The organism is Carboxylicivirga sp., assembly GCF_982718395.1.
This window is the reverse complement of the sequence record NZ_CEXQWX010000188.1, coordinates 1-11,006: the sequence shown is the minus strand read 5'-3', so window position 1 is coordinate 11,006 and position 11,006 is coordinate 1. Positions and strand designations below refer to the sequence as shown.

Genomic DNA, 11,006 nt, shown 5'->3' with positions numbered 1-11,006 from the left:
CGATAGCGCCGATGGTACTGCGTAGAAGTGGGAGAGTAGGTCGCCGCCTTTTTTTCAGAGAAACCCCTTATTCATTCGGATAAGGGGTTTTTTGTGTTTAATACTTACCTTTGTCATCCAAAATTAGATAGTTATGCGATTCTGGATACTGGCACTTCTTCTGATACCTGCAAGCTTGTTTGCTCAAAAAGACTCAACTCTGACATTGGTTTTTATGGGTGATGTAATGGGGCACGATTCACAAATAAATAGTGCTAGGATAGGGCAATCCGACCAGTTTGATTACAATAGTTGTTTTAAGTACATTAAAGATGATATTAAATCGGCTGATTTAGCAATCGCTAATCTGGAAGTAACATTGGCCGGACCTCCCTATAAAGGATATCCTGCTTTTTCTTCGCCTGACACATTAGTTGATGCCTTGCTTTATACTGGAATAGATGCTTTGGTAATGGCTAATAATCATTGTGTAGATCGGCGTAAGAAAGGATTAAACCGTACGTGTGACATCCTTGATAAAAAAGGGATTCCACGCACAGGTGTGTTTAAAGATTCTTTGGATCGGGTTAAGAATAATCCAATGGTTGTTGAAGTGAAAGGTGTACGTCTTGCGATCTTAAATTACACCTATGGTACGAATGGTATAAAGATACAGGCTCCAAACATCGTGAATCAATTGGATACTGCAGTTATGTCTAAGGATATTGTTACAGCAAGAGAGAAAGGTGTGGACGAGATTATAGTTTGCTTGCATTGGGGGTGGGAATATCAGACAAAGCCCAATCCTGATCAGAAGAAATTGGCATCGTTTCTAAAATCCAAAGGTATCAATATAGTTATTGGTTCACATCCGCATGTGCTGCAACCAATGCACATAGAATCAAATGGTGATAATCAATCATTGGTAGCTTATAGTCTTGGTAATTTTATTTCAAATCAACGTACGGCTCCAAGGGATGGAGCTGCACTTTTGTTTGTTGATCTGAAGATTGAAAATGGCAAGGTTGCTTTGGTCAACGCCGAGTATCAATTAACATGGGTGTACACTCCATATAAGGACGAAAAAAAGCGTTTCTACGTATTACCGGCTGTTAGATATAAAGACGCAAGTTGGGTAGATAAATCGGCTCGAATTCGAATGAACGAATATATCTCAGAAGCAAGAGATATTTTAAAGTTCAATAAAAGCGTTAATGAAAAACGTTTCGACAAACCATTGACTAAATTATACGGAATGCAAATGGAGTTAATTAAGATTGATTCACCTTCAATAATTCACAATTAATATTGAACCAAATACTGACACCAGGCTTTTCTATCAATACAATATTCATAAATTTGCAAGCCATTAAAATATGAACATGCAAGATAAAAAAGCAATTATTGCGATAGACGGTCATTCGTCGTGTGGAAAGAGTACGGTTGCAAAGGATTTAGCGAAGGTTTTAGGCTATGTTTACATAGATACTGGTGCGATGTACCGCTCAGTTACGTTGTTTGCCATGGAAAATGGATTGATCAATAATGGCAAAATTGATGAAGCGGGATTAAAGGGGCGACTAAGTGATATTCATATCACCTTTAAATATGAGCTGGAAGAAAAGAAGAATGAAACTTTTTTAAATGGAGCTTGTGTGGAAGATGCCATCCGTGGACTTGATGTGAGTAATAATGTTAGTGCAATCAGTGCAATTGGTTTTGTGAGGGAGAAATTGGTTGAATTACAACAGGAAATGGGTAGAGAAGGTGGAATTGTGATGGACGGAAGAGATATTGGAACGGTTGTATTCCCCGATGCAGATTTGAAACTGTTTATGACGGCATCTCCTGAAATAAGGGCTCAGCGTCGTTTTGATGAGTTGAAGGCTAAAGGAGAAGATGTTGATTTGAAAGCAATTTTTGAGAATGTAAAGCAGCGCGATCACATTGACAGCACACGCAAAGAGAGTCCTTTGGTGCAGGCTAATGATGCCGTTGTACTTGATAATAGCCAGCTGAACAAACAAGAACAGCTCGATTGGATTATGAATGTTCTTAAAGAAAGGAACCTCGCATAGCATGATTAAGGTTGATATTGATACTCATTCAGGATTTTGTTTTGGCGTTAAGAAAGCTATTGAAGCTGCATCCGAATTGCTTAAACATGGGAACGATGTGTATTGCGTTGGGGATATTGTGCATAATGAGGCCGAATCGAAGCGCTTGAATAAGTTGGGAATGTCAATCATCGATAAAAATGAAATAGAAAAGATTAATAAAGGTACTGTTCTTTTCAGGGCACATGGTGAACCTCCAGCATCATATGAATCTGTCAGTAACGCACAACTTAATCTGAAAGATGCAACCTGTCCGGTAGTGCTGAAGCTACAACAACGTATCAAGAAAGCATACTTGGAACAGAAAAAGAATAACGGACAGATTGTGATCTATGGAAAAAAAGGTCATGCTGAAGTCATTGGTTTGAATGGACAAACCAACAATGAAGCCATCATCATAGAGGACGAATCACAAATTAATGAGATTGATTTTAGCCGTCCTATTGAGCTTTTTGCTCAAACCACTAAAAACCCTGAAACCCTTCGACATATTGTAAGTTTAATTGAGACGAAGGCATTAAGAGGAGTTGTTTGGCATAATACCACTTGTAAACAAGTTACCGGTCGGGTTCCAAGAATTACAGACTTTGCTCAAAAGTATCCATTAGTCATATTTGTTGGTGGAAAGAAGAGCAGTAATGCCAGAGTTCTCTTCGATGCGTGTAAAAAGGCTAATCCAAATAGTTATTTTGTGTCATCCGAAGACGAAATAGATGCCAATTGGTTGAGTCAGGATATAAAAAAAGTTGGGGTATGCGGGGCTACATCTACACCGCAATGGTTAATGGAGAAAGTAGCTGAGGCAATTAAAGCGCTCAAATAGCAATAGGATATTTCGAAGAGCCAGTAGCCTAAATGTGATTTATATTGGAGCTATCTTATTTATAAAAGGTAAAAATTACTCTTTTTGTAATTTCACATTGTAATTTGAACGCATTTACACCGTTATGATTGAATCACATCTGTTAAATTTGTGCATCTGATTTAAAAGGTAAAACAATCGGTACATTTAATACTTACGAAACTCTATGAATTGTCTAAAATACTGGCAGTATATATACGCTGCTTCAATGTTTGGTATGATTGCTATTGTTATGGGCTGTCAATCAAATTCGGGTAAGGGAACCTATGAAACATACGTAGTTGACAAAGGAAATATCGAAACATGGGAAACAACCGAAGGATTTGTTGAACCAGCTAATGAAGTATTGTTATTAAGTCCGGCGGCAAGTATTATTACCGAAATATTAAAAGAACCAGGGCAAAAAGTTAAAAAGGGAGAAACCATCGTAGTTTTAAATACGAAGGCTGTGGAGGGACGAATTGAAGACATTCAGGATCAGTTAGCAGTTAAGCAAAACAATTTGGAAAAAACGCGTCTTTCAGCCCGAAGTACCAAAGCCGACTTATCGCATAGTTTAGAAACAAAGAAACTTAAGATCTCATCCATCAAATCGGTATTGGCCGACCAGGAACAACTTCTGGAAGTTGGAGGTATCTCGCCTGCAAAGTTTGATAAAACAAAGCAGGAATTAGTTTTAGCTGAGAAAGAATTGCAATTGGTTAAGCAAAAAAGCAATATCCGACTACAACAATTGAATGCTGACGAAAAAGGCTTGCTGTTGCAGATAGAAATGCAGGAAAAAGAGCTGGAGAAGCAGAAGGAATTACTGAAACAGTTAGAGGTGAAGGCACCTTCGGATGGTATAATTCTTTCCATACATGGTAAGAAAGGAGAGAAGATTGGTGGTGATAAGTTATTAGTAGAGTTATCTGATCTGACTCGATTTAAGATCAGAGCAACCATTGATGCCAAGCATAAGAACATGATCAAGACGGGTCGCAAAGCTTATGTGATGGTGGATAATGCACGATTGGAAGGGCGAATCGGTACCATCATGCCTAAATTGGAAGATGGTAACATGCAGTTCACGGTTTATTTGACTGATAGTAATCATTCTAAGCTGATACCTAATCAAAAGGTAGATTTGCAGATAGTAAAAAGAGCACGTTACGATGTTTTAAGACTTAAAAAAGGAGCTCTCATCAGCAATAAAAAGGTTCAGCAGGTTTATGTTGTCAATGGTGATAGTGCTGACCTTATGGAGCTTAAGCTGGGATTAATTACAGATGAATATATCGAGATTAAAGGTGGCTTGGAAGAGGGTGACGAAGTAATAATTTCTTCGGTTACTGCCACTGATAATGAGAATTCAATTAGTATTCAGGAATTAAAAAAGTAAGATGGTGCGGTGGATTGGAGTATTTCTTTTAACTAGCCTGCTCAATACAAGTGTTGTAGGACAATCTGAAGATTTAAACAAGCTAAATCTAACATTACAGAATGTAATTGATCTGGCTGTTAATCAGTCATCATCAGTCAAATATGCTCAAAACAGGTATGAAAACTATTTTTGGAGGTTTAAAAATTTTCAGGCTCAGTTCAGGCCTCAATTAGTTATATCAGGTAATTTGCCTAATTACTATGAAGGAACAGAGCCTGTAAAACAAGGCGATGGTAGTATCCAGTTTAGGGAAGTTGGACGATTTAATAACAACGTTGCTCTTTCAGTTAATCAATCAATTCCGCAAACGGGCACAAAAATATATGCTAGTAGTTCGGTGATTAGAAACCAGGATTTAAGGAAGGATGAAGTTAGTTTTTCGGGTGATCCATACAAGATTGGTTTTTCTCAGCCGGTTTTTGCCTATAACTGGATGAAATGGTCTCGAAAAACAGAGCCTTTGGTGTATGACGAGGCACAAAAAGATTTTGTTGAAACAATTGAAGAGATTTCGCGAAATGCCACATCACGCTTCTTCACCTACTTAAAAGTGCAAACCAATTATAAACTGGCAGAGAACAACCTGTCAAACAGTGAGGATAATCTGCGGATTGCAGAAACAAAGCGTAATTTAGGAACGATCTCAGAGAATGACTATTCACGTATTCGTTTATCGGTATTGACAGCACAAAAGTCATTGACGCAAGCCAATATGAATTTAAAGAATGCTGATTTTGAGTTGAAAAAATACATTGGTCTCGATCAGGATACAGATATTGAATTGGTGATGCCGTTGAATATGTACTTGTTTCAGGTAGACCCTCAATTGGCACTTGAAGAAGCACTTGTTAACCGAAAAGAAACCATACAATATGAGCGTCGATTAATAGAAGCCGATCGTGAATTAACTAAAGCGAAACGCGGGAATGGTTTATCAGCAACACTACATGGAAGTTATGGTACATCAAATATTGCCTACGATTGGCCAGGCATCTATTCAGAACCAGCCAGTCAAAAATACTTAAGATTATCATTTTCGATTCCGATTCTTGATTGGGGCAAATCATCATCTAACGTTAAACTGGCAGAAAGTAGACGAGATCTGGTGGTATTTGATGTAGAGCGTGACAGGGAGAATTTTGAAAGAACTGTGGTTGTTCAGGTAGAACAGTTCAGCCTGTTAAAAGCTCAGCTTGAGATTGCTAAAGAGGCCGATAATGTGGCCGGTAATGGTTACCAGATTGCCCTGAAGAAGTTTCAGAATGGTGAGATCAGTATCACTGATTTGAATATATCACTATCCGAAAGAGAAAAGGCCAAACGTGACTACATTAAGTCTTTGGAAACCTATTGGGTCGCCTACTATCGTTTGCGCGAACTTACTTTGTATGATTTCGAAAAAGGACAAAAGATAATGTATGACAATCCATTGCTTCAGGGCTTAATCAAAAAGAAACCAAACGACAAGGTATAATATTATGGATGGACGTCATCGTAGCAGTATCAAGTCCGGCTTACAAGTAGCTGTCGTACTAAAACAGCATCAACGAAGCGGACAGTTAACAGAGGGAGTTGTAAAAGATATTCTTACCAATAGTTCGTTTCATCCACATGGCATAAAAGTACGATTGGCCGATGGTCAGGTAGGGCGTGTCAAGGAGATTATGGAGTAGCAATTTAAACTTATCTGTACTCTGATTGATTATTTATTCTCAATAAATTTCCATTATCGCATATGATGCGTTGACACCAATCTAAGTAATTTATAAATAGTCTGATGGAGGTGTTTATTTGATGGTTTAGTCCTGATAAATAGCTAGATTACAATAGAACCGGCTCATTGGTGGTTTTATAAATTTTTCTTAATCTTGCCCTACCTAAAGAATAAATCTTTGTCGACACACATTAAAATAGATGAGAAGTTACTAATTGAACAAATAAAAGACAGTCATCAACCTTCCTTTCGTCTATTGTTTGACTCTTACTATCGTGTATTGCATGCGTATGCACTTAAATTTGTCGATCAGGATTGTGGACATGATATTGTTCAGGACTTATTTTCTACGATTTGGGTTAAACGCGAACAATTCGAAATAAACACTTCATTACACAATTATTTATTTACCGGGGTTCGCAATAATTGTCTCCAATGGCTGGAGAAGCAAAAAGTACGCAGTCGCTATCAGCAGGAAAAGCAAATTCAACTATCGATTGAAGAAGTGAATTATTTTGAGAGCCAGGCCTCGCAAAGTTTACTGGAAGTGGAGCTTCATAATAAAGTAGAAGAAGTTATTTCATCATTGCCGGAACAATGTCAAAGAGTCTTTCGGTTAAGCCGGATTCAGCGTATCAGAAATAATGAAATTGCTGAGCAGCTTAACATTTCGCCAAAAACGGTTGAAAAGCATTTGACAAAGGCATTAAAGATTATGCGTGAGGAGTTAAAAGATTACTTACCCTTTCTCATATTACTTCTAAAATAGAAATATCATTTTTCTTAAGACTTGTTAAGTCTCACATTTTAAGTGGTATAAATAAAACCTTCTTTTTTTCTTTAATAAAACATTAAAGGAAGGTAGGGAACTTGTGTTTTTACCCGTCATTCTAATATATGCAAAGAGATGATTTAAATAAGTTTTATGAGTCTTCAATTTCATATTTGAATTCGGATATGAGAGAAGAGGAGCGAAGTGAGTTTATCAACTCACTGAATCAGAATGATAAACTGAAAGCATTATTTTTTCAACTAAAGGACGTTTGGGAGTATCATCAACTGAAAGATAAATCCCAAAAAATCAATTTAGATGATGTATGGGATGAAATGATGGATAAACATATTCATCCTGCCTCAAGTACAAAAAGTTTATTCGGGCAAAAATGGACCAGCAGAGTTTGGCAAATTGCAGCGATGGTAATTGCCTTATTGGGTATTGGTTGGCTTTTGGCGATTCTTAATCCTGGAGAGAAAACTAATACAGATCTGGCTCATGTTATCGAATGTTCAAAAGGAGATATGGTAAAACTCAGTTTGTCGGATGGAACATTTGTATGGATCAACTCTGCTTCAAAACTTACTTTAAACGAGGATTTTTCTTCAGAAAACAGGCAATTAAGTCTTACAGGTGAAGCATATTTTGATGTTAAGAGTGATAGCCTGAATCCATTTAAGATTGACGTTGCCGGCTATCAGGTCAGTGTTAAGGGAACGAGCTTTAACCTGAGACATTATCCCGAAGAAAACCTGTTTCAAACATCATTAGAAGAAGGAGTGGTCCAGATTAATAAAGGTGATCAGTTATTAACACTCAATCAGGGTGATCAGCTCAATATTAATACAGTGACGGGACAGCAAAAACTGCTCAGGAACCAGGATTTATACCAGTTTTCAGCTTGGCGTACTGGTAGGTTAGAGTTTGAGAATATATCGATGGAAGAATTAACCCGTCATATTGAACGGTGGTATAATCACACCATCATTATTAAAGATAAAGAACTTCTGAAACTTAAATTTTCCGGGGTACTGAAGCATAATAAAAGCATAGATCACATTATGCGTGTACTTTCTATAACTCATCCTATATCCTATGATATACAGGAGGATACGATTTTTATTGAACAAATGAATACAAGAGGACCAAGTAACAACTGATAAAAAAAATCGAGAGCTGCGCCAACAACCCTCGATTACAAAAATGTTGTTTTTAACACTCTTGCTAACGTAACATTACAAATTTATGAAAAAAAAACAGAATTGGGGATTTCTCCATAAGAGGGGAGGTCAATCTAAATTTTTAAAAGTTATGAGGATAAGCATTGTATTGCTGATGACAGTTATGTTGCAGATATCAGCTACATCATTATCGCAAAATAAATATATTGACCTGAAGGTCAGTAAGGTATCTCTGGTTGAATTATTTAAGATAATCCAGACAAATACTGACTATGACTTTTTCTATCAGCCAAGTTGTTTACCTGGAGATAAACTGATTACCGCAGATTATTCTAACAAGAATATTGAATTTGTTCTTGAAGAAATCCTGGAAGATACGGCACTTGATTTCAAGATAATTGATAATGACATTGTCATCTTAGAAAAAAATGCTCAGAATCAGACTAACCCGATAACCATTGATGCTATGCAGCCTGGCAAAACCATTGTTGGTACAGTTAAGGATGCGTCAGGAGATCCCTTGCCGGGAGTAAATGTTTTTGATAAAAACAATCCTACTCATGGAGTTATTACAGATTTTGACGGCAATTTCACAATCAACGTAGCTTCAAATGATGTTATCTTAACTTTTTCATATATCGGTTTCATCAACCAAAATCGTTCTGTAGCTGGTATATCCGGCAGTCTTGATGTGATACTTATTTCTGATACCGAAGAAATTGATGAAGTTGTTGTAACAGCTTTGGGTATTAAAAAAGAAGAGAAAGTGTTGGGATATGCCATGCAGCAGGTTAATAAAGAAGAGTTAACCGAGGCTGGAAACCCCAATGTTATTTCAGCACTTCAGGGCAAGGTGGCTGGTGTTGAGATTACAACTGCGGCAACAGGTCTGGGTGGTTCCAGTAAAATCACCATTCGTGGTAACAGTTCTATAGCAGGAAATAATGATCCGCTTTGGGTGGTTGATGGAGTTCCGTTTAACAACAACGGAACAGACGGTCCCGGAACCTATGGCGGTTACGATAGAGGTAGTGCCGCGATGGATTTAAACATGGATGATGTTGAATCAATCTCCGTACTAAAAGGACCAAATGCAGCAGCGCTCTATGGCTCTCTGGCAGGTAACGGCGTTATTATTGTAACAACCAAACGAGGAACAGAAAAGCAAGGAATGGGAGTTGATTTCTCTGCAACATTAACCATCGAGGATATTGCAGAGAGCCTTGATATGCAAAATACCTATGGTCGTGGTTACGATGGTATTGCAGATAATAAGTCGACAACATCATGGGGAGGTCTGCTGGATGGATCTTTAAAGGAAGCATGGACAGGAGAAAATATCCCCTACAGTGCGCAGACCAATCGTATGGATGAATTTTTCAAGACAGGTATAACACAGAATTATACAGTCGGAATCGGAAATAAAACCGAAGATAAAAGTTATCGTTTCGGAGCTTCTTATCTTTCAACAGATGGTATTTTCGATAACCAGAATCAGCAGCGGTTAAACCTTGACATCAGTGGTTCCACCAGGTTAAGTAAGTTTGTAACGATTGACTCTAAAGTTTCACTTTCTGAAACAGAAACCAATAACCGTACTTTCTATGGAACCTATGGAGCCGTCAACCAGCTATTGCAGATGCCGCGTAACATTCGTCTGCAGGACTTATTACCATATGGAAACGCGGAGCGTCAGCATGTTAACTGGACAGGTGGATCACCGACAATCGATTTTCGGAATCCGTTTTATGTCAATGATGAGCATCAGAACCAGGAAGTAAGAGATAGAGCTTTTGGTTATGTGCGATTGTATTTTGAATTCCATAAACTACTCAACTTATCAGCTAAACAATCGCTAGACTATTATAATACCAAGTTTGAAAACAAAACTAAAGATGAAGGTTTAACACCCCATGGAACTGAGAAGTCAAGTTATGCCATTGAAAGCGCAACTTATAAGCAGTTCAATACAGAATTACTTTTGACGGGACAGCAGTTATTTGGTAAGCTGGATTTTTCATACATAGCAGGATTCAACCGGATGTATTACTCTGATTACCTGTTATCAACCGAGGCCCGCAACCTTTATAATATGGATTTTAACCTTGGAGCAGGACAAGATATTACACGTATTCCAGTTCAATCTCTCAAAGAAAAAGAAGTACAATCAGTATTTGGATCAGCACAGTTTTATTACAATTCCTTCCTCAACCTGGAACTAACCGCCCGTAATGACTGGTCCTCAGCCTTACCAATCGGGAATAATTCTTACTTCTACCCATCCGTTAACCTTGGGTTTATTGGTACCAGCTTAATGGACAACCTAGGAGCTACTTACCCTGACTGGCTTGAATTTGCTAAATTGAGATTATCATGGGCACAGGTAGGTAAAGATTGTGAACCACATCAACTGGAAAATACCAGTAGCTACCAACGCGATAATAATGGAAATATTCAGATTATTCCAGATAGTGATACTCGTGTTAACAAACAACTTAAACCTGAGTTAACAACTTCAAAAGAAATAGGACTTGACTTGCGCCTGTTTAATAATCGTGTTGGATTCGATTTTACCTATTACGATGCTTTTACCGAGAATCAGATTCTTCGGGTTGATGAAGTAAAAAGTTCATCATTCAAATACAAATACATCAATGCAGGTAAAATCACAAATAGTGGTGTTGAATTAGCTGTTTATTTAACGCCAGTTAAAACACGCAACTTTACTTTTAATCTGGATTTCAACTATGCGCATCGTGATGATTTTGTTGATGAGCTTGATGCTAAAAATCCAAATGGCTATCAGTCGCTAGGTGAGAATGATATGATTAAAGTAATTGCCCGCTCAGGAGCACCTCTTGGTCAGATTATCGCTAAAACCAGTTACCAGCGCAATAAAAACGGCGATGTAATTATTAATGAGAGCACAGGGTTGCCACAGGTTCAGACAGGTAA

9 protein-coding genes are annotated in these 11,006 nt (G+C 37.8%); all 9 read left to right on the top strand.

Annotated features, from left to right (window positions below):
• Positions 1-133: 133 nt before the first annotated feature.
• On the top strand, positions 134-1,285 hold the full coding sequence (locus tag AC4MRQ_RS22330; RefSeq protein WP_491199945.1) for a CapA family protein: 1,152 nt from the start codon (positions 134-136) through the stop codon (positions 1,283-1,285).
• 76 nt (positions 1,286-1,361) lie between these two features.
• Positions 1,362-2,057, top strand: coding sequence for a (d)CMP kinase (gene cmk / locus AC4MRQ_RS22325; RefSeq protein WP_491199944.1), 696 nt, complete (start codon positions 1,362-1,364; stop codon positions 2,055-2,057).
• Between the two features lies 1 nt (position 2,058).
• Positions 2,059-2,919, top strand: coding sequence for a 4-hydroxy-3-methylbut-2-enyl diphosphate reductase (locus AC4MRQ_RS22320; RefSeq protein ID WP_491199943.1), 861 nt, complete (start codon positions 2,059-2,061; stop codon positions 2,917-2,919).
• 205 nt (positions 2,920-3,124) lie between these two features.
• Complete coding sequence (locus AC4MRQ_RS22315; RefSeq protein ID WP_491199942.1) at positions 3,125-4,339, top strand: efflux RND transporter periplasmic adaptor subunit; 1,215 nt, start codon at positions 3,125-3,127, stop codon at positions 4,337-4,339.
• A 1-nt stretch (position 4,340) separates the two neighbouring features.
• Entirely contained in the window at positions 4,341-5,855 is a 1,515-nt protein-coding gene (locus tag AC4MRQ_RS22310; RefSeq protein ID WP_491199941.1) for a TolC family protein, read from the top strand.
• A gap of 4 nt (positions 5,856-5,859) precedes the next feature.
• Complete coding sequence (locus tag AC4MRQ_RS22305; RefSeq protein ID WP_491199940.1) at positions 5,860-6,054, top strand: YwbE family protein; 195 nt, start codon at positions 5,860-5,862, stop codon at positions 6,052-6,054.
• 219 nt (positions 6,055-6,273) lie between these two features.
• Entirely contained in the window at positions 6,274-6,864 is a 591-nt protein-coding gene (locus AC4MRQ_RS22300) for an RNA polymerase sigma-70 factor (RefSeq protein WP_491199939.1), read from the top strand.
• A gap of 128 nt (positions 6,865-6,992) precedes the next feature.
• Complete coding sequence (locus AC4MRQ_RS22295; protein ID WP_491199938.1) at positions 6,993-8,030, top strand: FecR family protein; 1,038 nt, start codon at positions 6,993-6,995, stop codon at positions 8,028-8,030.
• A 151-nt stretch (positions 8,031-8,181) separates the two neighbouring features.
• Positions 8,182-11,006 (top strand): SusC/RagA family TonB-linked outer membrane protein (locus AC4MRQ_RS22290; protein WP_491199937.1); only part of this gene is annotated, 2,825 nt, incomplete at its 3' end.

Bases quoted from the DNA above. Each gene is read 5' to 3' on its own strand.
- AC4MRQ_RS22330 (WP_491199945.1), top strand. From the start codon at position 134: ATGCGATTCTGGATACTGGCACTTCTTCTGATACCTGCAAGCTTGTTT.
- cmk (WP_491199944.1), top strand. From the start codon at position 1,362: ATGCAAGATAAAAAAGCAATTATTGCGATAGACGGTCATTCGTCGTGT.
- AC4MRQ_RS22320 (WP_491199943.1), top strand. From the start codon at position 2,059: ATGATTAAGGTTGATATTGATACTCATTCAGGATTTTGTTTTGGCGTT.
- AC4MRQ_RS22315 (WP_491199942.1), top strand. From the start codon at position 3,125: ATGAATTGTCTAAAATACTGGCAGTATATATACGCTGCTTCAATGTTT.
- AC4MRQ_RS22310 (WP_491199941.1), top strand. From the start codon at position 4,341: ATGGTGCGGTGGATTGGAGTATTTCTTTTAACTAGCCTGCTCAATACA.
- AC4MRQ_RS22305 (WP_491199940.1), top strand. From the start codon at position 5,860: ATGGATGGACGTCATCGTAGCAGTATCAAGTCCGGCTTACAAGTAGCT.
- AC4MRQ_RS22295 (WP_491199938.1), top strand. From the start codon at position 6,993: ATGCAAAGAGATGATTTAAATAAGTTTTATGAGTCTTCAATTTCATAT.